This window comes from Kitasatospora sp. NPDC053057 (assembly GCF_044546945.1).
Lineage (GTDB): Bacteria > Actinomycetota > Actinomycetes > Streptomycetales > Streptomycetaceae > Kitasatospora.
In genome coordinates, this window is the sequence record NZ_JBITZP010000020.1 from 55745 (window position 1) to 80328 (window position 24584).

Sequence of the window (24584 nt, forward strand, 5' to 3'; positions counted from 1 at the left end):
CATTCGGGATGATTCACACCCCTTAGGCTATTAGGAGGCGACCCGGGAGGATCCGCTCGGATTCTCCCGGGGCCTCCGGCCCCCACCCACGGGCCGGTGCGAGGTGCTTCACCCGTACCGGGCCCGATCAAAGACCAACTGACGTCAGCACGGCGTACAGGAACTGTCCTCAGGAGGACTCAGTGGCCAAGGCGAAGTTCGAGCGGACGAAGCCCCACGTCAACATCGGCACCATCGGTCACATCGACCACGGCAAGACCACGCTGACCGCGGCCATCACCAAGGTGCTGCACGACGCGTACCCCGACCTGAACCCCTTCACGCCGTTCGACCAGATCGACAAGGCCCCGGAGGAGCGTCAGCGCGGTATCACCATCTCGATCGCGCACGTCGAGTACCAGACCGAGGACCGTCACTACGCGCACGTTGACTGCCCGGGTCACGCTGACTACATCAAGAACATGATCACCGGTGCCGCCCAGATGGACGGCGCCATCCTGGTGGTCGCCGCCACCGACGGCCCGATGCCGCAGACCAAGGAGCACGTCCTCCTGGCCCGCCAGGTCGGCGTTCCGTACATCGTCGTCGCCCTGAACAAGGCCGACATGGTGGACGACGAGGAGATCCTGGAGCTCGTCGAGCTCGAGGTCCGCGAGCTGCTCTCCGAGTACGAGTTCCCGGGCGACGACCTGCCGGTCGTCCGCGTCTCCGCGCTGAAGGCCCTCGAGGGCGACGCCGAGTGGGGCCAGAAGCTCCTCGGCCTCATGAAGGCCGTCGACGAGAACATCCCCACCCCGGCCCGCGCCGTGGACCAGCCGTTCCTGATGCCGATCGAGGACGTCTTCACGATCACCGGTCGTGGCACCGTCGTCACCGGTCGCATCGAGCGCGGCATCCTCAAGGTCAACGAGACCGTCGACATCATCGGCATCAAGACCGAGAAGACCACCACCACGGTCACCGGCATCGAGATGTTCCGCAAGCTGCTCGACGAGGGCCAGGCCGGTGAGAACGTCGGTCTGCTGCTCCGTGGCATCAAGCGCGAGGACGTCGAGCGCGGCCAGGTCATCATCAAGCCGGGTTCGGTCACCCCGCACACCGACTTCGAGGCCCAGTCGTACATCCTGTCGAAGGACGAGGGTGGCCGCCACACCCCGTTCTTCAACAACTACCGCCCGCAGTTCTACTTCCGTACCACGGACGTGACCGGCGTCGTGACCCTCCCCGAGGGCACCGAGATGGTCATGCCGGGCGACAACACCGCCATGACCGTCGCGCTGATCCAGCCGATCGCCATGGAGGAGGGCCTGAAGTTCGCCATCCGTGAGGGTGGCCGCACCGTCGGCGCCGGCCAGGTCACCAAGATCCTCAAGTAATTGATGATCTGACCTGCCTCGCACAGGCCAGTCCGAAGGGCCCCACGCACCTTGCGGTGCGTGGGGCCCTTCGGCGTGTAACCCGGCGCTCACCTGGGCGCACTTCCTCTCACGGACAGCTCATGGCCGACTGTTATGGTCGGCTCACCATCCAGCCCCCGCCGTCGCGGAAAGTGGGACCCAACGCATGTCTACGGCACCGCTGTTGTCGGTCGTGATGCCGATCTACAACGAGCAGGAGGCGCTCCCGCTGACCGTCGAGCGGCTGCGTCCGATCCTGGACGGGCTGGGCGTCGACTACGAGGTCGTCGGCGTGGACGACGGCAGCCGGGATGCCACACCCGTGCTGATGCAGAAGATCCGGCAGGACTGGCCGGAGTTCCGGATCGTCCGCTTCGCCCGCAACTCCGGCCACCAGGCGGCGCTCACCGCGGGCATCCACCGGGCGCTCGGCGACTACGTCGTCAGCATCGACGCCGACCTGCAGGACCCGCCGGAGAAGATCCCGGAGATGCTCGACCTGGCCCGCGAGCAGAGCCTCGACGTGGTCTACGGCGTGCGCGGGGATCGCGGCACCGACACCGCCTTCAAGCGCAGGTCGGCCGGCGCCTACTACTGGCTGATGCGCAAGCTGGTCGGCAAGCGGATGCCCAACCAGGCCGGCGACTTCCGGCTGCTCAGCCGCAACGCCGTGGACGCCCTCAAGCAGCTGCCCGAGCACCAGCCGGTCTACCGGCTGCTGGTGCCGTGGCTCGGCTTCCCCAGCGGCGAGGTGGTGTACGTCCGCGAGGAGCGGGTGGCCGGCGGCACCCACTACCCGCTGTCCAAGATGGTGCGGCTCGCGCTGGACAGCATCACCAACTTCTCCGCCGCCCCGCTGCGGCTGGCCACCTACCTCGGCCTGGTGAGCTTCGTGGTCTGCATCGCGCTCGCGATCCACGCCACCGTCTCGTACGCGCTCGGCTCGACGGTGCCCGGCTGGTCCTCGCTGTTCATCGGGATGCTGTTCCTCGGCGGCGTGCAGCTGATCTGCGTCGGGCTGCTGGGGGAGTACGTCGGCCGGATCTACTCCGCGGTGCAGGCGCGCCCGACCTACTTCGTCGGCTACGACTCGGCCGAGGGCGACGAGCGGGGCCGGGGCCGGTGACGCTGACCGGGCAACCCGCCGCTCCCACCCCGGGGCCCCGCCGCCAGCTGCCGTCCTTCCTGGTCATCGGCGTCCTGAGCACGGTCTTCTACCTGGGGCTGTTCGTCGTCGCGCGGTGGTTCACCGACCCGCAGGCGGCGAACCTGATCGCCCTGGCCGTCAGCGCGGTGGCCAACACGGCGGCCAACCGCCGCTTCACCTTCGGGGTGGTCGGCTCGCAGGGGATGGTCCGCCACCAGCTGCAGGGCGCGGTGGCCTTCCTGATCGGGCTCGGCCTCAGCGCCGGGGTGCTCGCCCTGCTGGACCGGGTGGTGCCGCACGCGTCCCGGCCGGTGGAGGTCGGCGGGCTGATCGTCGCCAACGGGCTGGCCACGGTGGCGAGGTTCGTGCTGTTGAAGGTCTGGGTCTTCCGCGGCCGGGAGTCCGGGCCCTCCGGGTCCTGACCGGCGGATCCGCTCCGCCGCTGACCGCCCGGGCCCGCTCGGCGGGCGGGCCGCGTTCGCGCGCGAGTTCGCAGGCGGTCCGTGGGGGCCCTGGGCCGTCTGGGTCAATGTCACCGTCGGTATGCTGAGGACCTTGCAGCCTGCCCGCAGACGGTAGCGGAAGTCCGGACCCGGTAGGGGGGAGACGGGCGGCAGGGACTCAACCGGAGGGGCACGGCATCGTGTCGACCATGCACAGCTCGCTCGACAGCGAGATCCAGATTCCGACCGTGCCGTCGGGGCCGCCGCCTTCGCCCGCGGACAGTAGACGGTCGCGGCGCAACCCGATCGTCCTGGCAGGCGGGCTCGCCCTGTCCTGGCTGGTGCCGGCCGGCTTGGTCGCGCTGCACCTGGGCGTCGTGCTGCTGCCGCTGCTGCTGCTCGCGGTCGCCGCCGTGATCCGGGTCGGCGGTGTGCTGCTCGACCGGCTCTTCGTCGCCGGGCTGATCCTGGCCGGCTCGGTGCTGACCTTCGGCCTGGTCTTCTCGCTCTGGCCCTGGGGCCTGTCGCCGACGGCCACCACCGGTGTGATGTTCAGCGTGCTGACCACGGCCGCATGGGCCGCCAGGCGCGCCCCCCGGCTGCCGCTGCGCTTCCGCTGGTCCGACCTGCTGGTGCTGGGCACTTTCGCCGGGGTCTGGCACTACCTGTTCCACCCCGTCGCCGGCGCGTCGGCGGCCGAGCGGGTCGCCTACTTCGCCACGGCGGAGGACCGGCTCTCGCACTTCTCCTTCTTCTCCGGCATCCAGAGTGTCGGAGGCTTCGACTTCCTCCACCAGGAAGCCGCCAGGTCCTACCTGATACCGCCGTCCGAGGTGACCTACCCGCAGGGCTCGCACTTCCTGCTGGCCTGGACCGACACGCTGGTCCACTCCGCCGCCGACCCCGGCGACATGATCCAGACCATGAACCGGTACTTCCTGTACCTGCTGGTGGCGTACGCGCTGTTCTGCACCGCGCTGGTCTGGGCGGCTCGCTGGATCGGCGGACCGCGGCTGCGCGGCTGGCGGGCGGCGGCGGTCTGCGCGACCGTCGGCGCGATCATGTTCGCCAGCAACTACCTGGACCTGCTGGTCCACGGCTTCGACTCGACGTTCATCGGCCTGCTGCTGATCGCGCTCGCGCTCGCGGTGCTGATCCGGCCGGCGATGGGCCGAACAGAGTTCCTGCTGGTCGCCTCCGCCGGGCTGATCGCCGTCACCTACACGTACAACATCTACGGCGCTTTCGTCGGCGCGGCGCTGCTGGGCGCGCTGGTGGTGCACCGGCGCAGGTTCGCCGGGCGCTGGTGGTGGACCCTCGGCGCGCTGGCGTGCGCGCTGGGCGTGGCCGCGCTGCCGAGCGTCCTCTCGGTGATGGGCGATCTGGACGTGGCCAGCGCCTCGAACATGAGCGGCCCGAGCGTCAGCGCGGACCGGTCGATCCTCATCGGCGGCGGGCTGCTCGGGCTGCTGGCGGCGGCCATGCCGCGCACCCGCCGCACCGCCACCGGCCGGGCGCACCTGGCGGTGCTGCTCGGCACCGGCGGCCTGCTCAGCGCCTTCGCGGTCTACCAGCTGCACACCATCGGCAAGTACTCGTACTACTTCCACAAGATGACGGCCGTGGGCGTCGTGGTCGCCCTGATATCGATCGGCGCGGTCGGGGCGGTCCTGCAGACGCCCCACCGGGGCACCGGCAATGCGCTGACCCGGCGCCTGGGCGAGGTGGCGCTCTCCGGGCTGACCGTCGCCGCCGCACTGAGCCTCTTCGCCAACGTGCAGTGGGGCTTCCTGGCCACCAAGGACGCCCCGTCCGCGTGGTCCAACAACCCGCTGGTGGTCTGGGGCCGCGGCTCGTTCGAGACCGACATGGGCCCCAAGGGCATGGACGCGCTGAAGGTCCTGCGCGGCGACGGACCGGTGATCGCGCTGGTCTCCAACGACGACGTCAAGAACCTCAAGGCCACCTGGCTCGCCTCGCTGATGAACCGGCGCGGTGGCGACATGAAGGCGCTGTACGACATCCACTGGGTGGACATCGGCGGTCCGCAGGTGAAGGAGGAGGACTACCAGCGCTCCTTCGGCAGGCTGAAGGGCGCCATCGAGAAGCTCCCCGCGCCGCACCCGACGCCGACCATCCTGACCGCCGACCGTTCCGTGGGTGACCGGATCAAGCGGGATCTGGCCAAGAACGGCCTGACGGTCAATGTGCTGAGCGATCAGGGGCTCCTCTGGACCCAGCCGTGGGGCCGTACCTTCCCCGGGACCGTCTGAGATGACCTCCGAGGCGATGCCCGTGCGCACTGAGCATTCACGGCCACCCGCTACTATTCACAGCAATCGCACGGCTTGGCCGGCCTCGTGCGGAGGCGTGTGGCACGGCCGGCCGGTGAATTCGGTGGTCATGTGATGAAGAACCCGATCGCCAAGCTGCTTGGGGCGCTTCCCCCGGGGGCGCGGCTCGTGGTCGGTGGCACGGTCGTGCTCGGAGCCTCGGCGTACGTCTACATGGCGCTCGTGGGCTACAGCCTGAGCACCGTCGGCGCGGCCAGGGTGACGATGCTCTGGACCATCGTGATGTCCGTGGGATGGGGACTCTTCCAGCCGGTCGAGCTGGAGCTGACCCGACTGGTGGCCGCCCGCAAGGTCGCCGGGCACGGAGCACTGCCCGCGGTGCGGCGGATGCTGCTGCTCGCCATGGCGATCCTGGTCGCGGTCTGCGCGGTGCTGGCGATCGCCGCCCGCCCGATCGCCGACCAGCTGTTCAGCGGTGACCGGAGTCTGGTGGTCGCACTGGCCGGCGGCCTGGCCGGCCTCGCGGTGAGCTCGGTCGCCCGCGGCGCGCTGGCCGGTCTCGGGCTGTTCGGCCCGTACGGCACCCAGCTGGCGGTCGACGGCGGCCTGCGCATCGGGCTGGCCGGGCTGGCGGCGGCGGTCGGCCTGCACTCGGCGATGGTCTTCGGCCTGATCCTCTTCGTCTCCCCGCTGGTGGCCTCGCTGATCGGCCTGCGGGACACCCTGGCCGACCGCACCCCCGGGCCGGAGGTCTCCTGGAAGCAGCTGACCAGCGGCCTCGGCCTGCTGATCGCCTCGGTGATGCTCAGCCAGCTGGTGGTCAACGCGACCGTGGTCTGCGTGCGCCTGCTCTCGCCGAAGCACTCCGAGGCCTCCGACGCGCTGGTCTTCGCGGTCGGCCAGGCCGTGGTGATGGCCCGGGCGCCGCTGTTCGCCTACAGCGCCCTGCAGGCCTCGATGGTCTCCGCGCTCTCCGGCGCCGCCGCGGCCGGCAACCACGCCGAGTTCCGCAAGGTGCTGACCCGCACCACCGCGATCGTCGCCGCGATGTGCATCGGCGGCGGCCTGCCGGTGATCGTGCTCGGGTCCAAGCTCAACCCGCTGCTGTTCAACGCCAAGGACGTGCTCGGACCGCTGGACTTCGTCTGGCTGGTGTTCGGGACGCTCTGCTACGTCCTCGCGACGGTCTTCGGCCAGGCGTTGATGTCGAGTGCCCAGCACCGCCGTCAGCTGGTGGGCTGGACCGCCGGTTCCGTAGCATTGGTGGCTGTCGCGCTCGCTCCGGGTAACGTCGGCCTCCGCGCGGAGCTCGCCTACCTGGCCGGCTCGCTGGTCAGCGCGGTCCTGATGCTGTGGTCGCTCTACCGCGCGTTCCCGTCCCGTCCCGCCGCCGTCCCGACCGACCGGTCCGCAGCACAGCCGCTGCGGACGTCCTGAGGTGCGGGGCCCGACGCCATGACCATCACCGATAGACAGACCCGAGGCACGGGCCGCCGTGCCGTTCGCCAAGCATGGAGCACCTGTGTCCGAGTATGACAACGTCTGGCTGGTGATCCCGGCCTACAACGAAGGCCAGGTGATCGCCGAGGTCGTGGAGGGGGCGCGCAAGACCTTCCCGAACATCGTGGTGGTCGACGACGGCTGCACCGACGACACGGCCCAGCACGTCATGACGACCGGCGCCCACCTGGTGCGGCACCCGGTCAACCTGGGGCAGGGCGCCGCACTCCAGACCGGTCTGAAGTACGCGCTGGCCCAGAAGGGCGCCGAGTACTTCGCGACCTTCGACGCCGACGGCCAGCACCAGACCGTGGATGTCGAGAAGATGGTGGCGCTGCTGCGCGAGGGCGAGGCCGACATCGTGCTCGGCTCCCGCTTCATCGAGCAGACCGGCCAGGTGCCGTGGATCAAGCGCGTGGTGCTCCGCACCGCCGCCGCGGTCAGCCCGACGGCCCGCAAGCTCAAGCTCACCGACGCGCACAACGGTCTGCGTGTGATGAACCGCGAGGCCGCCAGCCGGATCAAGATCACCATGAACGGCATGGCGCACGCTTCGGAGATCGTTTCCTTCCTCGCCGGCTCGGACCTCCGGGTCGCCGAGGTCCCGGTGGACATCCTCTACACCGACTACTCGCGCGCCAAGGGCCAGTCCCTGATCAACGGCGTGAACATCCTCTTCGACATCTCGCTGCGGGAGCGTAACCGCCGATGAATCACCTCTGGATCCAGCTGATCCTGGTCGTGGCCGCGGTGGCCATGGCCCTCCTGTTCGTCCGGCGCTGGGACGCCGCGAACACCCGGGCGTGGAAGCGCATCGCCTTCGCGCTGTTCGTGATCGCCAACGTCGTCGCCATCCTGTGGCCGACCGGCGTGACCAAGCTGGCCACCGCGCTCGGCGTCGGCCGCGGCACGGACCTGGTGCTCTACCTGATGGTGATCGCCATGGGCTTCCTCACCCTCAACACCTACCTGCGCTTCCGCTCGCTGGAGAAGAAGCTCACGGACCTGGCCCGCACCGTGGCCATCACCGAGGGCGTCCGCCACAACAACGACCGCCTGGACACCCCGGTCGGTTCCGACCGCTGATCCCGAGCGGTCACGACGGCGCGGTACCAACGGCGCAGTGCCTACGGCTGAGGGCCGGCACCCCTGACGGGGTCCGGCCCTCAGCCGTAGGCGGTGGGGCTCAGCCCCCGGCCTGCTCCGCCGGCCTGACTTTCCGATCGGTGACGTACCCGAACGCCGGCACGCGCCGACGGGCCCCGGGGCGGACGACCCGGCCGACGCGAGCGTTTGAAAAAGCTGGTTGACTTGGCTCGCCCGGCGGCCGCGGCCGGTCGGCACCGAAGCACGACCCAGGACCAGGAGGTGCGGCGCCGCCATGAGCGTCGATTTCGTCATCCCGTACTACGGCGACCCGGAATACCTGTTCGCCACGATCGACAGCATCCGGGCCCAGCACCAGCAGGACTGGCGGCTGACCGTGGTGGACGACCAGTACCCGGGCAACCGGGCGCTGGAGTACATCGAGAGCCTGGACGACGAGCGGATCCGCTACGTCCGCAACGAGGAGCGGCTGGGCCCCAACGGCAACACCTACAAGGCGTCCACCCTGGCCGAGCGCGAGTTCGTCTCGATGATGGGTGCCGACGACCTGCTGGAGCCGAACTACCTGGACGTCGTCCTGGAGCGCATGAAGGCCGACCCGAACGCGATCGCGGTCCAGCCGGGCGTGAAGGTGATGGACAGCGACGGGGTCCTGGTGCCGGCGCTCGGCATCGGTGACAAGGTCAAGCGCCGGATCGCCGCCCCGGCCCGCAAGGCCGGCCTGATCAGCGGCGAGGACGCGGTGAAGAGCCTGCTGTCCGGCAACTGGCTGTACACCCCCTCGCTCCTCTACCGGCAGTCCGCGCTGTCGAAGATCCCGTACCGCCCGGACATCGACGCCGTCCACGACCTGGCGTTCATGGTCGACATGCTGATGGAGGGCGGCAACCTGCTGGTCGACGAGCGCGAGGTGTTCCGCTACCGCCGCCACCAGGCCAGCGACTCCTCGAACCGGGTCAAGGACGGCAAGCGCTTCGACGAGGAGCTGAAGTACTACGCCCTGATCGCCAAGGAGCTGCGTGCCAAGGGCTGGAACGCCGCGGCCCGCTCGGCCGACCTGCACCTCTCCTCCCGGCTGCACGCCCTGATGGTGGCCGCCGGACGCCTCGGCGCGGGCGACTTCGCCCACGCCGGCGCCATGGTCGGCCGCGCCGTCCGCAGCAGCTGACCCGGCCCGGTACGGGGGCTGTGTCCGGGCTTCGCACGGAATGATCACACTGGCTCCACACCAGGCCGCATGGCAGACTTCGCGAGCGATCCAAGGAGTGGGGTGCGTGCGGGCGACGCGCGGCGCACCTGCAAGTAGGACATGACAAGTGCTGGTTCCAACAACAAGGGAAGTGCCCCGGTGCAGCCGTTGACCGATTCCGCCCGCGAGTCCGACGGGCAGGCGTTGAGGCAGGACGGTGACGGGAACGCGGCCGGGGCCGCCGAGAGGACGACGCCCTCGGCCGTCATGGTCCGTCTGGGGGACCTCGCCGCACGCCGCTGGTTCTGGCCGGTGGCGCTGCTGCTCGGCTATCTCGGGCAGACGGCGTTCCGGCTGGCGCTGTCGATCCACAACTACTACCCCTCGGTGCACGCGGACGAGGACGGCTACCTCGCGATCGCGCGGGTGCTGGCCGGTCGGCCGACCACCGAGATGCCCACCGGCGTGATCATCCCCGGCGGCTACTCGCTGCTGATCTCGCCGGCACTGCGGATCGCCGACGACCCGGCCACCGCGTACCACTTGATCATGGTCATCAACGCGGTGCTCAACGCGCTGGTCTTCCCGCTGGTCTTCGTGGCGGCCCGCCGCCTGGGCCTGTCCCGGCCGCACGCGTTCCTGACCGGGACCGCCGTGGCGCTGCTGCCGCCGGTGATCTTCTACTCCCAGTTCGTCATGACGGACACCGTCCTCCCGGTGCTCCTGCTGATCTGGCTGATCGCGATGCACGGCTGGCTCTCGCCCGGATCGCCGCGCCGCCGCTCGCTCTACGCGGTGGCGATGAGCCTGGCCGCCGGCTACTCGATGGCCACCCATGACCGCGGCGGCGTGGTGGTGGCACTGACGGCGCTGGTCCTCGTCGTGGTGCTGGCCTTCGGCTGGGCGCCTCGGCTCTCCTCGGTGGCCGGGATCGGCGCGCTCGGGGTGGCCTACCTGGGCAGCAAGCTGCTGGCCGACTTCGTCACGAGCCAGTTCAAGGACGTGCCGGGGGCCGGCGTGGGCAACAAGGTCCTCGACAACCTCGAGGACAGCAAATACCTCGGCACGATCATCGTCCGGACCCTCGGCGAGCTGTGGTACTTCATGGCCTCCACCTACGGCCTCGGGGCGGTCGCCTTCGTGCTGTGCGCGGTGGCCGTGTTCCGCCGCCGGTTCCCGGTGGCCGACCGGGTGGTGGCCTTCTGCATGATCGCCATGCTGTGCGGCACCGCGCTGGCCTCCGCCGCCGGCCTCGCGGACACCGAGCGCGTCGACAACTGGGTGTACGCCCGGTACTGCGCCGTGCTGGTGCCGGTGTTCATGGTGGTCGGCCTGGTCGCACTGTTCCGCTCCGGCAAGCGCCCGCTGCTGAAGCTGTCCGCGCTCGGCGTGGTGGTCGTCGTGCTGACCGGGCTGTCGGTCACCGAGTACGCGGGCCGCAAGCTCAACGCCTGGGCCATCCCGTGGACGGTGCCGGACGCCCAGTTCCTGGCCTCCACCTGGGAGGGCCTGCACATGGGCCGGACGACCGTCGGCGCGCTCGCCGTGCTGGCCGCCTGCCTGCTGCTGCGGGTCGCCGGCGGTCGCCGGGTCGTCGCGGCCGTGGTGGCCTGCCTGGCGCTCTTCGCCGCCTACGCGACGGTCGCCGTGACCGAGAACGTCGCCCAGCCGCACTCCAGGTTCCGCGAGTACGAGGCCGTCGGCCTGGCGAAGGAGGCCGGCCTGGGCAAGGGCGACAACGTGGTCCTGGACTGGGACCTCGACTGGGGCGCCCGGACGTCGCTGGCCTTCGAGGTCTACTGGGGCCGGGTCTGGACCAGCAACGTGAAGCACGGCAACACCCCGCCGGAGAAGGCCACCGCGATCCTGCTGACCCTCCCCAAGGACGGGACGCCGCAGTCCAGCTGGGACAAGCCCCTGCCGGGCTGGCACGTCGCGAAGTACGACAAGGACCGCGGCTGGGTGCTCTGGCGCAAGGCCTGAGCCGCGGGACCACCCCATCGGGGCCGGTGAGGTACGCCTCACCGGCCCCGATTGGCATCCGGGCTGCTCCATGTGGCAGTATGTCCAAGTTGCTCGGTTGAGTGCCGATGCTGCGCGCCTCCCGCCGGGAGGACTGGAAGCGAGTCCCATGTACTCGTCGTTCCCGTGATGGCCGTCAAGCGTGAGTTCTACGCCGCGGCAGCTGCGGGGCGAAAGTACGGGAATCTTCCGGGAAGCGTGTGCGGGGCCTCGGCCCGGCTGCCCCCCACCCCGAAAGTTCGAAACCGACGAAGTACTTCGCCGGTTTTTTGCAAGCGCGAGTGCGACACGCCCGAGCGCGGGGGTCGGAGGGGAGTCGTGAAGTGACTAAGGACAAAGGACTACTGAGTAGCCATGGCGGGACAGAAGATCCGCATCCGGCTCAAGGCCTACGACCACGAGGTCATCGACTCCTCGGCGAAGAAGATCGTCGAGACGGTGATCCGTACTGGTGCGCAGGTCGCAGGCCCGGTGCCGCTGCCCACTGAGAAGAACGTGTACTGCGTCATCCGCTCGCCGCACAAGTACAAGGACTCGCGCGAGCACTTCGAGATGCGTACTCACAAGCGTCTGATCGACATCCTCGACCCCACGCCGAAGACGGTTGACTCGCTCATGCGTCTCGACCTGCCGGCGGGCGTCGACATCGAGATCAAGCTCTGAGAGGCGCACCGAAGATGGCTAAGCAGATTAAGGGCATCCTGGGCGAGAAGCTCGGCATGACCCAGGTCTGGGACGAGAACAACCGGGTCGTTCCGGTGACCGTCGTCAAGGCTGGGCCGAATGTCGTGACCCAGGTCCACACCGCCGACAGCCCGGCCGGCTACAGCGCCGTCCAGCTCGGCTTCGGCGAGATCGACCCCCGTAAGGTGAACAAGCCCCTCGCGGGCCACTTCGCCAAGGCCGGTGTCACCCCGCGCCGCCACCTGGTCGAGATCCGTACCTCGGACGCGTCCGAGTACACCCTGGGCCAGGAGATCACCGCCGAGCTGTTCGAGGCGGGTGTCAAGGTCGACGTGACCGGCACCTCCAAGGGCAAGGGCTTCGCCGGTGTCATGAAGCGTCACAACTTCAAGGGTCTCGGCGCCGGTCACGGCACCCAGCGCAAGCACCGCTCGCCCGGTTCCATCGGTGGCTGCGCCACCCCGGGCCGTGTGTTCAAGGGCCTGCGCATGGCTGGTCGGATGGGCCACGAGCGTGTGACCACCCAGAACCTGACCGTGCACGCGGTCGACGCGGAGAAGGGCCTGCTGCTCATCAAGGGCGCCGTCCCGGGCCCGAACGGCGGCCTCGTCCTCGTCCGCACCGCGGCGAAGGGGCTGTGAAGGATATGAGCACCATTGACATCCTGTCGCCGGCTGGCGACAAGACCGGCAGCCTGGAGCTGCCGGCCGAGATCTTCGACGCGAAGGTCAGCGTTCCGCTGATGCACCAGGTCGTCGTGGCGCAGCTCGCTGCGGCCCGTCAGGGCACCCACAAGACCAAGACTCGTGGCGAGGTCCGCGGTGGCGGCAAGAAGCCGTACCGCCAGAAGGGCACCGGCCGCGCCCGTCAGGGCTCGACCCGTGCGCCGCAGTTCGCCGGCGGTGGCGTCGTGCACGGTCCCGTGCCGCGCGACTACTCGCAGCGGACCCCGAAGAAGATGATCGCCGCCGCCCTGCGCGGTGCGCTCACCGACCGGGCCCGCCACAACCGCATTCACGTCGTCACCGGCGTGACCGCGACCGAGGCGCCGTCGACCAAGGCCGCCAAGGGCCTGTTCGGCAAGATCACCGACCGCAAGAACGTCCTCCTGGTCGTCGAGCGCTCGGACGAGCTGGGCCTCAAGTCCGCTCGCAACCTGCCGAACGTCCACATCCTGGACGCCGGTCAGCTGAACACCTACGACGTGCTCGTCTCCGACGATGTGGTCTTCACCCAGGCCGCCTTCGAGCGTTTCGTGGCCGGTCCGGCCGCGTCCGCCAAGGCCGTTGCCGCTGAGGGCGAGCTCGAAGGGAGCGCCGCCTGATGAGCGACGTTACGAGCAAGACGTTCACGGACCCCCGTGACGTCCTGGTGAAGCCGGTCATCTCCGAGAAGAGCTACTCGCTCCTCGACGAGAACAAGTACACGTTCATCGTGTCTCCGGGCGCCAACAAGACCCAGATCAAGCAGGCCGTCGAGGCGGTCTTCTCGGTCAAGGTCGAGGCTGTCAACACGATCAACCGTCAGGGCAAGCGCAAGCGCTCCAAGACGGGCTTTGGCAAGCGCAAGGACACCAAGCGCGCCATCGTGACGCTGGCCGAGGGCAACCGCATCGACATCTTCGGTGGTCCGGTCTCCTGAACCAGGAGATCGTGATCGTCGATTAGGACGAGGACGAGAGAGCCAAATGGGCATCCGCAAGTACAAGCCGACTACGCCGGGCCGTCGTGGCTCCAGCGTGGCCGACTTCGTAGAAATCACGCGGTCCACCCCGGAGAAGTCGCTGGTTCGCCCCCTGCACAGCAAGGGCGGCCGCAACAACGCCGGTCGTGTCACCGCTCGCCACCAGGGTGGCGGTCACAAGCGCGCCTACCGCGTGATCGACTTCCGTCGTCACGACAAGGACGGCGTGCCGGCCAAGGTCGCGCACATCGAGTACGACCCGAACCGCACCGCGCGCATCGCGCTCCTGCACTACGCGGACGGCGAGAAGCGCTACATCATCGCGCCGCGCGGCATCACGCAGGGTGACCGGATTGAGAACGGCGCTGGCGCCGACATCAAGCCGGGCAACAACCTGCCGCTGCGCAACATCCCGGTCGGTACCACCATCCACGCGGTGGAGCTGCGTCCCGGTGGCGGTGCCAAGCTGGCCCGCTCCGCCGGTTCCGGCATCCAGCTGCTCGCCCGTGAGGGTCGCATGGCGCACCTGCGCATGCCCTCCGGTGAGATCCGCCTGGTGGACGCGCGCTGCCGCGCCACCGTCGGCGAGGTCGGCAACGCCGAGCAGTCGAACATCAACTGGGGCAAGGCCGGCCGCATGCGCTGGAAGGGCGTCCGCCCGACCGTGCGTGGTGTCGCCATGAACCCGATCGACCACCCGCACGGTGGTGGTGAGGGTAAGACCTCCGGTGGTCGCCACCCGGTCTCGCCGTGGGGTAAGCCCGAGGGCCGTACCCGTCGCCCGAACAAGGCGTCGGACAAGCTCATCGTGCGCCGCCGCAAGACCAACAAGAAGCGCTAGGAGCAGGTCAGATGCCGCGCAGTCTCAAGAAGGGCCCCTTCATCGACGGCCACCTCATCAAGAAGGTGGACGCTCAGAACGAGGCGGGTACCCAGAACGTCATCAAGACCTGGTCCCGTCGCTCCGTGATCTCCCCGAGCATGCTCGGTCACACGATCGCGGTTCACGATGGCCGTAAGCACGTCCCGGTGTTCGTCACCGAGTCGATGGTCGGCCACAAGCTCGGCGAGTTCGCTCCGACCCGCACCTTCCGTGGCCACGTGAAGGAAGACCGGAAGTCGAAGCGTCGCTAGAGAGCCCATCAGTGGCTCCTGGCCACGGGCTGAGCTTGCGCGCCAAAAAGACTCAATGACTTACTCCATTAAGGGGACAACCATGGAAGCCAGGGCACAGGCGCGGTACATCCGCGTGACGCCCATGAAGGCCCGCCGCGTGGTGGACCTCATCCGTGGCATGAATGCCACGGAGGCCCAGGCCGTCCTGCGTTTCGCTCCGCAGGCAGCCACCGTGCCGGTCGGCAAGGTGCTCGACAGCGCCATTGCCAACGCCGCGCACAACTACAACCACTCCAACGTGGACGACCTCTACATCTCCGAGGCGTACGTTGACGAGGGTCCGACCCTGAAGCGGTTCCGTCCGCGTGCCCAGGGCCGTGCCTACCGGATCCGCAAGCGGACCAGCCACATCACCGTGGTCGTCAGCAGCAAGGAAGGGACCCGGTAATGGGCCAGAAGGTTAACCCGCACGGGTTCCGCCTCGGCATCAGCACGGACTTCAAGTCCCGCTGGTACGCCGACAAGCTGTACAAGGACTACGTCAAGGAAGACGTTGCCATTCGTCGCATGATGACGAAGGGCATGGAGCGCGCCGGCATCTCCAAGGTCGAGATCGAGCGCACCCGCGACCGCGTCCGCGTTGACATCCACACCGCTCGCCCCGGCATCGTCATCGGTCGCCGTGGCACCGAGGCCGACCGCATCCGCGGCGACCTCGAGAAGCTGACCGGCAAGCAGGTCCAGCTGAACATCCTCGAGGTCAAGAACCCCGAGCTGGACGCCCAGCTCGTGGCTCAGGGCGTCGCGGAGCAGCTGTCCTCCCGCGTCTCCTTCCGTCGTGCCATGCGCAAGTCGATGCAGGGCACCATGAAGTCCGGCGCCAAGGGCATCAAGGTCCAGTGCTCCGGTCGTCTCGGCGGCGCCGAGATGAGCCGTTCGGAGTTCTACCGCGAGGGTCGCGTGCCGCTGCACACCCTGCGTGCGAACGTCGACTACGGCTTCTTCGAGGCCAAGACCACCTTCGGCCGCATCGGCGTGAAGGTCTGGATCTACAAGGGCGACGTCAAGAACATCGCCGAGGTCCGCGCTGAGAACGCCGCTGCCCGCTCGGGCAACCGCCCGGCCCGTCCCGAGGGTGGTCGTCCCGCCCGCGGTGGCGAGCGCCGTGGTGGCGAGCGCGGTGGCCGTGGCCGTCGTCCCGCCGCTGCCGAGGCCCCCGCGGCCGCGGCCGTCGAGGCTCCGGCTGCTGAGAACACCGGAACGGAGGCCTGACCGCAATGCTGATCCCCCGTCGGGTCAAGCACCGCAAGCAGCACCACCCGAAGCGCCGCGGCGCTGCCAAGGGTGGCACCGAGCTGGCGTTCGGCCAGTTCGGCATCCAGGCCGTGACCCCGGCCTACGTGACGAACCGTCAGATCGAGTCCGCTCGTATCGCGATCACCCGTCACATCCGTCGTGGCGGCAAGGTCTGGATCAACATCTACCCGGACCGCCCGCTCACCAAGAAGCCGGCCGAGACCCGCATGGGTTCCGGTAAGGGTTCGCCGGAGTGGTGGATCGCGAACGTGCACCCGGGTCGGGTCATGTTCGAGCTGTCGTACCCGAACGAGAAGGTTGCTCGCGAGGCGCTCACCCGCGCCGCGCACAAGCTGCCGATGAAGTGCCGGATCGTCCGGCGCGAGGACGGTGAGAGCTGATGTCGGCCGCTACCAAGGCTGCTGAGCTTCGCTCGCTGGACAACGAGGGTCTCGTTGCCAAGCTGCGCGAGGCCAAGGAGGAGCTGTTCAACCTCCGCTTCCAGGCGGCGACCGGGCAGCTCGACAACCACGGACGGCTCAAGCTCGTCCGTAAGGACATCGCGCGGATCTACACCCTGATGCGCGAGCGCGAGCTGGGCATCGAGACGGTGGAGAACGCCTGATGACTGAGAACACCAACGAGACGCGCGGTTTCCGCAAGACCCGTGAGGGTCTCGTCGTCAGCGACAAGATGGACAAGACCGTCGTCGTCGCCGTCGAGGACCGCGTCAAGCACGCTCTGTACGGCAAGGTCATCCGCCGTACGAACAAGCTGAAGGCGCACGACGAGCAGAACGCGTGCGGCGTGGGCGACCGGGTCCTCCTCGCGGAGACCCGCCCGCTGTCCGCGACGAAGCGCTGGCGCGTCGTCGAGATCCTCGAGAAGGCCAAGTAACGAAGCCGATGTGGTACGGCCGTATGTGCACCGGGTCCCAGGACGCCGGTGTGAGCAGCGGCCGGCCCGTCGACTCTCGTTGACGATCAGGAGAAAGCTGTGATCCAGCAGGAGTCGCGACTGCGTGTTGCCGACAACACTGGTGCCAAGGAGATCCTTTGCATCCGTGTTCTCGGTGGCTCCGGTCGCCGCTACGCCGGAATCGGGGACGTCATCGTCGCGACCGTCAAGGACGCGATCCCCGGTGGTTCGGTGAAGAAGGGTGACGTCGTCAAGTGCGTCGTCGTCCGCACCGTCAAGGAGCGTCGTCGTCCGGATGGCTCGTACATCCGCTTCGACGAGAACGCCGCTGTCGTGCTGAAGAACACTGAGGGTGACCCCCGTGGCACCCGCATCTTCGGCCCGGTCGGCCGCGAGCTGCGCGACAAGAAGTTCATGAAGATCATCTCGCTGGCGCCGGAGGTGCTCTAACCCATGGCGAACAGCATGAAGATCAAGAAGGGTGACCTGGTCCAGGTCATCACCGGCAAGGACAAGGGCAAGCAGGGCAAGGTCATCCAGGCCATGCCGGCTGAGAACAAGGTCCTGGTCGAGGGTGTCAACCGGGTCAAGAAGCACACCAAGCCGGGTCCGGGTACCCAGGGTGGCATCGTGACCGTCGAGGCCCCGGTGCACGTCTCCAACGTCCAGCTGGTCGTGGAGAAGGACGGCAAGAAGGTCGTCACCCGCGTCGGTTACCGCTTCGACGACCAGGGCAACAAGATCCGCGTTGCCAAGCGGACCGGTGAGGACATCTGATGTCTGAGACGACTGTTGAGAAGGTGGCCCCCCGCCTCAAGGAGCGTTACAACTCCGAGATCAAGGGCCAGCTGCAGGAGCAGTTCTCGTACGAGAACGTCATGCTGATCCCCGGCCTGGTCAAGGTCGTGGTCAACATGGGTGTCGGCGAGGCCGCCCGTGACAGCAAGCTGATCGAGGGCGCGATCCGCGACCTGACCGCGATCACCGGTCAGAAGCCGGCCGTGACCAAGGCTCGCAAGTCCATCGCGCAGTTCAAGCTGCGCGAGGGCCAGCCGATCGGCACCCACGTCACCCTTCGCGGTGACCGCATGTGGGAGTTCCTGGACCGTCTGGTTTCGCTGGCCCTGCCGCGAATCCGTGACTTCCGTGGCCTCTCCCCGAAGCAGTTCGACGGCCGTGGCAACTACACCTTCGGTCTGACCGAGCAGGTTATGTTCCACGAGATCGACCAGGACAAGGTCGACCGTCAGCGCGGTATGGACATCACCGTCGTGACCACCGCTCAGACCGACGACGAGGGCCGGGCGCTCCTGCGCGCTCTGGGCTTCCCGTTCAAGGAGGCGTGAGCCAATGGCGAAGAAGTCCCTCATCGCGAAGTCCGAGCGCAAGCCGAAGTTCGGCGTCCGGGCCTACACCCGGTGCCAGCGCTGCGGCCGTCCGCACTCGGTGTACCGCAAGTTCGGCCTGTGCCGTGTCTGCCTCCGTGAGATGGCGCACCGCGGCGAGCTGCCGGGCGTGACCAAGAGCTCCTGGTAATCCCAGAGCTTTAGGCACTGCCAGCGAAGCAGAGGTGCCCGATCCCACACCGCCCGCCGATCTCACAATGCTGAGGTTTGGGCTGCCGTACGGATTCCCGTAAGGTAGTGGGGTCGGGCCCCCTGCCACGGCTTCCCCATGGATGTCCGTGGTCCTCTTCTGGGAGGGCTCGCACCCAGTCTTACTACGTCGCAGGTCCCCTGCGCTTGTGCCCCTGACGAACTCGGAAGAGTGCGGAAGGGGGACCTGGCGCGGAGAAACCACGGCGAGAGAGGCCTGAGGCCATCATGACCATGACCGACCCCATCGCAGACATGCTCACGCGTCTGCGTAACGCGAACTCGGCGTACCACGACTCCGTGGCGATGCCGGCGAGCAAGATCAAGGCGCACGTCGCCCAGATCCTGCAGCAGGAGGGGTACATCTCCTCCTACAAGGTTGAGGAGCCCGCTGAGGGCGAGGTCGGCAAGAAGCTGACCATCGAGCTCAAGTTCGGCCCCAACCGTGAGCGCTCCATTGCCGGCATCAAGCGCATCAGCAAGCCGGGTCTGCGCGTTTACGCAAAGTCCACCAACCTGCCGAAGGTGCTCGGCGGCCTGGGCGTGGCGATCATCTCCACGTCGTCCGGCCTCCTGACCGACAAGCAGGCCGCCAAGAAGGGCGTAGGCGGAGAAGTTCTCGCCTACGTCTGGTAATTCGGGAAACGGAGGTACAGCAATGTCGCGCATTGGACGGCTGCCCATCCAGGTCCCCGCTGGCGTGGACGTCACCATCGATGGCCAGACGGTCGCGGTGAAGGGCCCCAAGGGTTCCCTCACCCACGTTGTCGCTGAGCCGATCGAGATCGGCAAGGGCGAGGACGGCACCGTGCTCGTCTCCCGCCCGAACGACGAGCGTCGCTCGAAGGCCCTGCACGGCCTGACCCGCACGCTGGTGGCGAACATGATCACCGGCGTGACCGCGGGCTACCGCAAGTCGCTGGAGATCAGCGGTGTCGGCTACCGAGTCACGGCGAAGGGCTCCGACATGGAGTTCGCGCTGGGCTACAGCCACCCGATCCTGATCACCGCGCCGGAGGGCATCTCCTTCGTCGTCGAGTCGCCCACCAAGTTCCACGTGGACGGCATCGACAAGCAGAAGGTCGGCGAGATCGCCGCCAACATCCGCAAGCTGCGCAAGCCCGACCCGTACAAGGCCAAGGGTGTCAAGTACGCGGGCGAGGTCATCCGCCGCAAGGTCGGAAAGAGTGGTAAGTAAGCGATGAGTGTCTCTGTCAAGATCGGCAAGGGCAACGCCTACAAGAGCGCCGCTCGCAAGCGCCGCGCGATCCGCGTTCGCAAGCGCGTCGTCGGCACCGAGGTGCGTCCGCGCCTCGTCGTGACGCGCTCGAACCGTCACATGGTCGCCCAGGTCATCGACGACGCCAAGGGTCACACCCTGGCGTCGGCGTCCACCCTCGACGTGTCCATCAAGGGCGCCGAGGGCGACAAGACCGAGCTGGCCAAGAAGGTCGGGAGCCTGGTCGCCGAGCGCGCCAAGGCCGCCGGCATCGAGTCGGTCGTCTTCGACCGCGCGGGCAACCGGTACGCCGGCCGCATCGCCGCCCTGGCGGACGCGGCTCGCGAGGCCGGGCTCGACTTCTAAGCCGCTCGTCGACTCTGTCGACGGACGTAAACGAGAGAGGTAATTCCAATGGCTGGACCCCAGCGCCGCGAAGGCGGCGCCGGTCGCGGCACGGGTGGCGAGCGGCGCGACCGTAAGCGTGACGGTCAGGGCAACGCCCAGGCTGTCGAGAAGACCGCTTACGTCGAGCGCGTCGTCGCGATCAACCGTGTCGCCAAGGTTGTCAAGGGTGGCCGTCGCTTCAGCTTCACCGCGCTCGTCGTGGTGGGCGATGGCGAGGGCACCGTGGGTGTCGGTTACGGCAAGGCGAAGGAGGTTCCGGCCGCCATCGCCAAGGGCGTTGAGGAGGCCAAGAAGAACTTCTTCCGCGTCCCCCGTATCCAGGGCACCATCCCGCACCCGATTCAGGGTGAGAAGGCCGCCGGCGTCGTGCTGCTGAAGCCCGCCGCCCCCGGTACCGGTGTTATCGCCGGTGGTCCGGTGCGCGCCGTCCTGGAGTGCGCCGGCATCCACGACATCCTGTCGAAGTCGCTCGGCTCGGACAACGCGATCAACATCGTGCACGCCACCGTGGCTGCTCTGAAGGGCCTCGTCCGCCCCGAGGAGATCGCCGCCCGTCGTGGCCTGCCGCTGGAGGACGTGGCCCCCGCCGCTCTGCTGCGGGCGCGTGCTGCTGGGGTGAGCGCCTGATGGCTCGCCTGAAGATCACGCAGACCAAGTCGTACATCGGCAGCAAGCAGAACCACCGTGACACCCTGCGTTCGCTTGGTCTCAAGCGCATGCACGACGTCGTGGTGAAGGAGGACCGTCCCGAGATCCGCGGGATGGCCCACACGGTCCGTCACCTGGTGACGGTTGAGGAGGTGGACTGATCATGGGCGACAACCCGATCAAGATCCACAACCTGCGTCCCGCCCCGGGTGCCAAGACCGACAAGATCCGTGTGGGTCGTGGTGAGGGTTCCAAGGGTAAGACCGCCGGTCGTGGTACCAAGGGCACCAAGGCCCGCTACCAGGTTCCGCAGCGCTTCGAGGGTGGCCAGATGCCGCTCCACATGCGCCTGCCGAAGCTGAAGGGCTTCAAGAACCCGTTCAAGATCACGTTCCAGGTTGTCAACCTCGACAAGCTGGCCGAGCTCTACCCGCAGGGTGGCGAGGTCACGGTCGAGGACCTGGTCGCCAAGGGCGCGGTTCGCAAGAACTCCCTCGTCAAGGTGCTCGGCACCGGCGAGGTCTCGGTTGCGCTGCAGGTGACGGTCGACGCCGTCTCCGGCTCGGCCGCCGAGAAGATCAAGGCCGCCGGCGGTACGGTCACCGAGCTCGTCTGAGCCCGCTGAACCCGCCGACAACCGGCTTCGAGCCCCGCACCTCCTCCGGGAGGTGCGGGGCTCGTGCCTTTACCGGCCCTTTCACTCCGGGGCCGAAATCGGGTGGCACCGGGCCTCGTTCTTTTGTGTGGCAAAACCGGGCATCCCGTACCCCCGTGAGTGGGGGAGCGGCCGTACGCGCTTCTTTCGAGTGGCCGCGCACTGTTAGAGTCCGTGGAGTTCCCTTGTAGGCTGCGCGTAGGCTCGCCTGTGCCGTCTGTACGGGAGCCCGAACCGCAAACTCCCCATTCCAGGACCGACCCTCCCGCCGACGACGCGCGGGAGGCGCAGGAGGCACCGTGCTCAGTGCGTTCGCGCGGGCGTTCCAGACGCCCGACCTGCGCAAGAAGCTGCTGTTCACGCTGGGCATCATGGTGCTGTTCCGGCTGGGCTCGCACATTCCGATCCCGGGCGTGAGCTTCACGGCCGTGAACGAGTGCGTGAAGGAGACCAAGAACAACGGCCTCTTCGGACTCGTCAACCTGTTCAGCGGTGGCGCGCTCCTCCAGCTGACGATCTTCGCCCTCGGCATCATGCCGTACATCACGGCGAGCATCATCCTCCAGCTCCTCACCGTCGTGATCCCGCGACTCGAGGCGCTGAAGAAGGAGGGGCAGGCCGGCACGGCGAAGATCACCCAGTACACCCGCTACCTGACCATCGCGCTCGCCGTGCTCCAGGGCACCGGCATCGTGGCGACGGCCTCCAGCGGTGCGCTGTTCTCGGGCTGCGTGTATGCCAACCAGATCGTGCCGGACACCTCGGTGTTCCGGATCGCCGTCATGGTCATCACGATGACGGCCGGCACCACGGTCATCATGTGGCTGGGCGAGCTGATCACCGACCGCGGCATCGGCAACGGCATGTCGCTGCTGATCTTCACCTCGATCGCCGCGCAGTTCCCGTCCTCGATGTGGGCCATCAAGCAGTCCGGCACCATCGGCGGCGGCTGGGTCGAGTTCCTGTCCGTGGTCGCGGTCGGCGTCATCGTCGTGATGCTGGTCATCTTCGTCGAGCAGGCCCAGCGTCGGATCCCGGTCCAGTACGCGAAGCGGATGATCGGCCGCCGGGCGTTCGGCGGCACCTCGACCTACATCCCGCTCAAGGTGAACCAGGCCGGTGTCATCCCGGTCATCTTCGCCTCGTCGCTGCTGTACATCCCCGCCCTGGTGGTCCAGCTGACCAACAGCCAGTCGGGCTGGGCGGTGTGGATCAAGCAGAACTTCGTCAAGGGTGATCACCCGATCTACATGGCGACGTACTTCCTGCTGATCGTCTTCTTCGCCTTCTTCTACGTCGCCATCTCCTTCAACCCCGAAGAAGTTGCCGACAATATGAAGAAGTATGGTGGCTTCATCCCGGGCATCCGGGCCGGTCGGCCGACGGCCGAGTACCTGAACTACGTGCTGACCCGAATCACGTGGCCGGGTTCGCTCTACCTGGGCCTGATCGCGTTGATCCCGATGATCGCCCTGGTCGCCTTCGGACAGCAGACCAACTTCCCGTTCGGCGGCACCAGCGTTCTCATCGTCGTCGGCGTCGGACTCGAAACTGTGAAGCAGATCGAGAGCCAGCTCCAGCAGCGCAATTACGAAGGGTTCCTCCGCTGATGCGTATCGTCCTCGTTGGTCCTCCCGGGGCCGGGAAGGGTACTCAGGCGCACCTGCTCGCCAAGACCCTGTCCATCCCCCACATCTCCACCGGCGACCTGTTCCGCGCCAACATCGGTCAGGGCACCCCGCTGGGGCTCGAGGCCAAGAGCTACATGGACGCGGGTCGCCTGGTGCCGGATGAGGTCACCATCGGGATGGCCAAGGACCGCATGCTCCAGGCGGACGCCGCCAACGGCTTCCTGCTCGACGGCTTCCCCCGCAACCTGGGCCAGGCCAAGGCGCTCGACGAGTTCCTCGCCGAGCAGGGCATCAAGCTGGACGGCGTGCTGGACCTGGAGGTCCCCGAGGACGAGGTCGTCCGCCGGATCGCCGGCCGCCGCCTGTGCCGCAACGACGGGGGCCACGTCTTCCACGTGGACTACAACCCGCCGAAGGTCGAGGGCGTCTGCGACGAGTGCGGCGGCGAGCTGTACCAGCGCTCGGACGACACCGAGGAGAAGGTGCGCACCCGCCTGGAGGTCTACCACACGGAGACCGAGCCGATCATCGACTACTACGTCCAGCAGGGCCTGGTGGCGACCATCTCGGCCCTCGGCAAGGTGGACGAGGTCACCCAGCGCGCGATCGAGGCGCTGAAGCAGAACGGCTGAGGTCCCTCAGCGAGGTACGGCGTACGGCCGGGTCGCCCGTGGAGCGGGCTGCCCGGCCGTTTCGGCGTCGTACGGTGGTAGGCAGTGGTAATCCGGACTTGGAAGGCGTGACCCTGATGGTGGAGATCAAGACCCCCGAGCAGATCGCGAAGATGCGAGCGGCCGGGCTGGTCGTCGCCGAGGCGCTGAAGGCCTGCCGCGAGGCGGTCGCTCCCGGGGTGACCACCCAGGAGCTCAACGACATCGCCGACAAGGTGATCACCGACCACGGCGCCACCTCGAACTTCCGCGCCCACCACGGCGGCCTGTGGTTCCCCGGGGTGATCTGCGCCTCGGTGAACAACGAGGTCGTGCACGGCATCCCGGGTGACCGGGTGCTGCAGGAGGGCGACATCATCTCGATCGACTGCGGCGCCATCCTGGACGGCTGGCACGGCGACGCGGCGATCACCGTGGCGGTCGGCGAGGTCCGCCCGGAGGTCGAGATGCTGAGCCGGGTGACCGAGGGCTCGATGTGGGCCGGCATCGCCCAGATGAAGAAGAGCAACCGCCTGGTGGACGTCTCCAAGGCGATCGAGGGCTACATCCGCCGCCAGCCGCTGCCGCCCAAGGGCAAGTGGGGCATCACCGAGGGCTACGGCGGCCACGGCATCGGCACCGCGATGCACATGGAACCGCACGTGCTGAACTACGTCGAGCGCGGCCGCGGCAAGGGCCCGAAGCTCGTCCCCGGCACCGTGCTGGCGATCGAGCCGATGGTCTCGCTGGGCACCCCGCACACCGCCGTGCTGGACGACGACTGGACGGTCGTCACCAACGACGGCACCTGGGCCTCGCACTGGGAGCACTCGGTGGCCGTCACCGAGCAGGGCCCGCTGGTGCTGACCGCCTTCGACGGCGGCAAGGCCGAGCTCGCCAAGCTGGGCATCACCGCGGCTCCGGACCCGCTGGCCTAGTCGCCGCGGCGGCGAACTGCCGCTCCTGACAAGGGATCAGAGCC

At 68.1% G+C, this 24584-nt stretch carries 33 protein-coding genes; all 33 read left to right on the forward strand.

The genetic code is table 11. The features are described 5' to 3' along the window. Positions 1 to 182: 182 nt before the first annotated feature. The 33 genes from tuf (at position 183) to map (ending at position 24540) form a co-directional block, all read left to right on the forward strand. The gene (gene tuf, locus ACIG5E_RS21725; protein WP_396535651.1) at positions 183 to 1376 is read left to right on the forward strand and encodes an elongation factor Tu; all 1194 of its coding nucleotides are present in this window, start codon (positions 183 to 185) and stop codon (positions 1374 to 1376) included. A gap of 187 nt (positions 1377 to 1563) precedes the next feature. Further along, the gene (locus tag ACIG5E_RS21730) at positions 1564 to 2523 is read left to right on the forward strand and encodes a glycosyltransferase family 2 protein (protein ID WP_396535653.1); all 960 of its coding nucleotides are present in this window, start codon (positions 1564 to 1566) and stop codon (positions 2521 to 2523) included. Continuing rightward, positions 2520 to 2966 carry a GtrA family protein gene (locus tag ACIG5E_RS21735; RefSeq protein ID WP_396535655.1) on the forward strand — a complete coding sequence of 149 codons (447 nt, stop codon included), beginning with the start codon at positions 2520 to 2522 and terminating at the stop codon, positions 2964 to 2966. The genes ACIG5E_RS21730 and ACIG5E_RS21735 overlap by 4 nt, the downstream gene beginning before the upstream one ends. A 230-nt stretch (positions 2967 to 3196) precedes the next feature. After that, the gene (locus ACIG5E_RS21740) at positions 3197 to 5260 is read left to right on the forward strand and encodes a hypothetical protein (RefSeq protein WP_396535657.1); all 2064 of its coding nucleotides are present in this window, start codon (positions 3197 to 3199) and stop codon (positions 5258 to 5260) included. 135 nt (positions 5261 to 5395) lie between these two features. Next, positions 5396 to 6718, forward strand: coding sequence for a hypothetical protein (locus ACIG5E_RS21745; RefSeq protein ID WP_396535659.1), 1323 nt, complete (start codon positions 5396 to 5398; stop codon positions 6716 to 6718). 85 nt (positions 6719 to 6803) lie between these two features. Then, positions 6804 to 7493 carry a glycosyltransferase family 2 protein gene (locus ACIG5E_RS21750; protein WP_396535661.1) on the forward strand — a complete coding sequence of 230 codons (690 nt, stop codon included), beginning with the start codon at positions 6804 to 6806 and terminating at the stop codon, positions 7491 to 7493. Next, the gene (locus tag ACIG5E_RS21755; protein ID WP_396535663.1) at positions 7490 to 7867 is read left to right on the forward strand and encodes a DUF2304 domain-containing protein; all 378 of its coding nucleotides are present in this window, start codon (positions 7490 to 7492) and stop codon (positions 7865 to 7867) included. Before ACIG5E_RS21750 ends, ACIG5E_RS21755 begins: the two co-directional genes overlap by 4 nt. Positions 7868 to 8162: 295 nt before the next feature. Continuing rightward, positions 8163 to 9056, forward strand: a complete 894-nt coding sequence (locus ACIG5E_RS21760; protein ID WP_396535664.1) for a glycosyltransferase — start codon at positions 8163 to 8165, stop codon at positions 9054 to 9056. A gap of 189 nt (positions 9057 to 9245) precedes the next feature. After that, the gene (locus ACIG5E_RS21765; protein ID WP_396535665.1) at positions 9246 to 11060 is read left to right on the forward strand and encodes a hypothetical protein; all 1815 of its coding nucleotides are present in this window, start codon (positions 9246 to 9248) and stop codon (positions 11058 to 11060) included. Positions 11061 to 11453: 393 nt separating this feature from the next. Next, a complete protein-coding gene (gene rpsJ, locus ACIG5E_RS21770; RefSeq protein ID WP_012785157.1) occupies positions 11454 to 11762 on the forward strand; it encodes a 30S ribosomal protein S10 in 309 nt (102 codons plus the stop codon). A 14-nt stretch (positions 11763 to 11776) separates the two neighbouring features. Continuing rightward, entirely contained in the window at positions 11777 to 12424 is a 648-nt protein-coding gene (gene rplC / locus ACIG5E_RS21775) for a 50S ribosomal protein L3 (RefSeq protein WP_207810335.1), read from the forward strand. Positions 12425 to 12429: 5 nt separating this feature from the next. Beyond that, positions 12430 to 13107 (forward strand): 50S ribosomal protein L4, encoded by a 678-nt coding sequence (gene rplD / locus ACIG5E_RS21780; RefSeq protein WP_030280765.1) that lies wholly within the window; start codon positions 12430 to 12432, stop codon positions 13105 to 13107. After that, on the forward strand, positions 13107 to 13424 hold the full coding sequence (gene rplW / locus ACIG5E_RS21785; RefSeq protein WP_030280768.1) for a 50S ribosomal protein L23: 318 nt from the start codon (positions 13107 to 13109) through the stop codon (positions 13422 to 13424). The genes rplD and rplW overlap by 1 nt, the downstream gene beginning before the upstream one ends. A gap of 46 nt (positions 13425 to 13470) precedes the next feature. Then, positions 13471 to 14307 carry a 50S ribosomal protein L2 gene (rplB, locus tag ACIG5E_RS21790; RefSeq protein ID WP_360419391.1) on the forward strand — a complete coding sequence of 279 codons (837 nt, stop codon included), beginning with the start codon at positions 13471 to 13473 and terminating at the stop codon, positions 14305 to 14307. 11 nt (positions 14308 to 14318) lie between these two features. Further along, complete coding sequence (gene rpsS / locus ACIG5E_RS21795; RefSeq protein ID WP_030280772.1) at positions 14319 to 14600, forward strand: 30S ribosomal protein S19; 282 nt, start codon at positions 14319 to 14321, stop codon at positions 14598 to 14600. Positions 14601 to 14682: 82 nt separating this feature from the next. After that, positions 14683 to 15030, forward strand: coding sequence for a 50S ribosomal protein L22 (rplV, locus tag ACIG5E_RS21800; RefSeq protein WP_030280773.1), 348 nt, complete (start codon positions 14683 to 14685; stop codon positions 15028 to 15030). Beyond that, positions 15030 to 15854 (forward strand): 30S ribosomal protein S3, encoded by an 825-nt coding sequence (rpsC, locus tag ACIG5E_RS21805; protein ID WP_030280775.1) that lies wholly within the window; start codon positions 15030 to 15032, stop codon positions 15852 to 15854. The genes rplV and rpsC overlap by 1 nt, the downstream gene beginning before the upstream one ends. Before the next feature lie 5 nt (positions 15855 to 15859). Then, complete coding sequence (gene rplP / locus ACIG5E_RS21810; RefSeq protein WP_030232476.1) at positions 15860 to 16279, forward strand: 50S ribosomal protein L16; 420 nt, start codon at positions 15860 to 15862, stop codon at positions 16277 to 16279. After that, the gene (rpmC, locus tag ACIG5E_RS21815; protein ID WP_030232478.1) at positions 16279 to 16503 is read left to right on the forward strand and encodes a 50S ribosomal protein L29; all 225 of its coding nucleotides are present in this window, start codon (positions 16279 to 16281) and stop codon (positions 16501 to 16503) included. Before rplP ends, rpmC begins: the two co-directional genes overlap by 1 nt. Then, complete coding sequence (gene rpsQ / locus ACIG5E_RS21820; protein WP_030280777.1) at positions 16503 to 16775, forward strand: 30S ribosomal protein S17; 273 nt, start codon at positions 16503 to 16505, stop codon at positions 16773 to 16775. Before rpmC ends, rpsQ begins: the two co-directional genes overlap by 1 nt. A gap of 99 nt (positions 16776 to 16874) precedes the next feature. Further along, on the forward strand, positions 16875 to 17246 hold the full coding sequence (gene rplN / locus ACIG5E_RS21825; RefSeq protein ID WP_030232481.1) for a 50S ribosomal protein L14: 372 nt from the start codon (positions 16875 to 16877) through the stop codon (positions 17244 to 17246). Positions 17247 to 17261: 15 nt separating this feature from the next. After that, positions 17262 to 17573 carry a 50S ribosomal protein L24 gene (gene rplX / locus ACIG5E_RS21830; protein WP_030263484.1) on the forward strand — a complete coding sequence of 104 codons (312 nt, stop codon included), beginning with the start codon at positions 17262 to 17264 and terminating at the stop codon, positions 17571 to 17573. Further along, positions 17573 to 18142: a 50S ribosomal protein L5 gene (rplE, locus tag ACIG5E_RS21835; protein ID WP_030280779.1), complete on the forward strand. Its 570-nt coding sequence runs from the start codon at positions 17573 to 17575 to the stop codon at positions 18140 to 18142. Before rplX ends, rplE begins: the two co-directional genes overlap by 1 nt. A 4-nt stretch (positions 18143 to 18146) precedes the next feature. Continuing rightward, positions 18147 to 18332, forward strand: a complete 186-nt coding sequence (locus ACIG5E_RS21840; protein ID WP_030055830.1) for a type Z 30S ribosomal protein S14 — start codon at positions 18147 to 18149, stop codon at positions 18330 to 18332. A gap of 287 nt (positions 18333 to 18619) precedes the next feature. After that, the gene (gene rpsH, locus ACIG5E_RS21845) at positions 18620 to 19027 is read left to right on the forward strand and encodes a 30S ribosomal protein S8 (protein WP_030280781.1); all 408 of its coding nucleotides are present in this window, start codon (positions 18620 to 18622) and stop codon (positions 19025 to 19027) included. 22 nt (positions 19028 to 19049) lie between these two features. Beyond that, positions 19050 to 19589: a 50S ribosomal protein L6 gene (gene rplF / locus ACIG5E_RS21850; protein ID WP_396535666.1), complete on the forward strand. Its 540-nt coding sequence runs from the start codon at positions 19050 to 19052 to the stop codon at positions 19587 to 19589. A 3-nt stretch (positions 19590 to 19592) separates the two neighbouring features. Further along, positions 19593 to 19976: a 50S ribosomal protein L18 gene (rplR, locus tag ACIG5E_RS21855; RefSeq protein WP_030280785.1), complete on the forward strand. Its 384-nt coding sequence runs from the start codon at positions 19593 to 19595 to the stop codon at positions 19974 to 19976. 48 nt (positions 19977 to 20024) lie between these two features. After that, the gene (rpsE, locus tag ACIG5E_RS21860; protein WP_030280788.1) at positions 20025 to 20645 is read left to right on the forward strand and encodes a 30S ribosomal protein S5; all 621 of its coding nucleotides are present in this window, start codon (positions 20025 to 20027) and stop codon (positions 20643 to 20645) included. After that, positions 20645 to 20827 (forward strand): 50S ribosomal protein L30, encoded by a 183-nt coding sequence (gene rpmD, locus ACIG5E_RS21865; RefSeq protein ID WP_030055835.1) that lies wholly within the window; start codon positions 20645 to 20647, stop codon positions 20825 to 20827. The genes rpsE and rpmD overlap by 1 nt, the downstream gene beginning before the upstream one ends. Before the next feature lie 2 nt (positions 20828 to 20829). Beyond that, the gene (rplO, locus tag ACIG5E_RS21870; RefSeq protein WP_030280790.1) at positions 20830 to 21282 is read left to right on the forward strand and encodes a 50S ribosomal protein L15; all 453 of its coding nucleotides are present in this window, start codon (positions 20830 to 20832) and stop codon (positions 21280 to 21282) included. A 338-nt stretch (positions 21283 to 21620) separates the two neighbouring features. After that, the gene (gene secY / locus ACIG5E_RS21875; protein WP_396535668.1) at positions 21621 to 22931 is read left to right on the forward strand and encodes a preprotein translocase subunit SecY; all 1311 of its coding nucleotides are present in this window, start codon (positions 21621 to 21623) and stop codon (positions 22929 to 22931) included. After that, positions 22931 to 23584: an adenylate kinase gene (locus ACIG5E_RS21880; RefSeq protein WP_387616915.1), complete on the forward strand. Its 654-nt coding sequence runs from the start codon at positions 22931 to 22933 to the stop codon at positions 23582 to 23584. The genes secY and ACIG5E_RS21880 overlap by 1 nt, the downstream gene beginning before the upstream one ends. A 116-nt stretch (positions 23585 to 23700) precedes the next feature. Further along, positions 23701 to 24540 (forward strand): type I methionyl aminopeptidase, encoded by an 840-nt coding sequence (map, locus tag ACIG5E_RS21885; protein ID WP_396535670.1) that lies wholly within the window; start codon positions 23701 to 23703, stop codon positions 24538 to 24540. Positions 24541 to 24584: the final 44 nt, after the last annotated feature.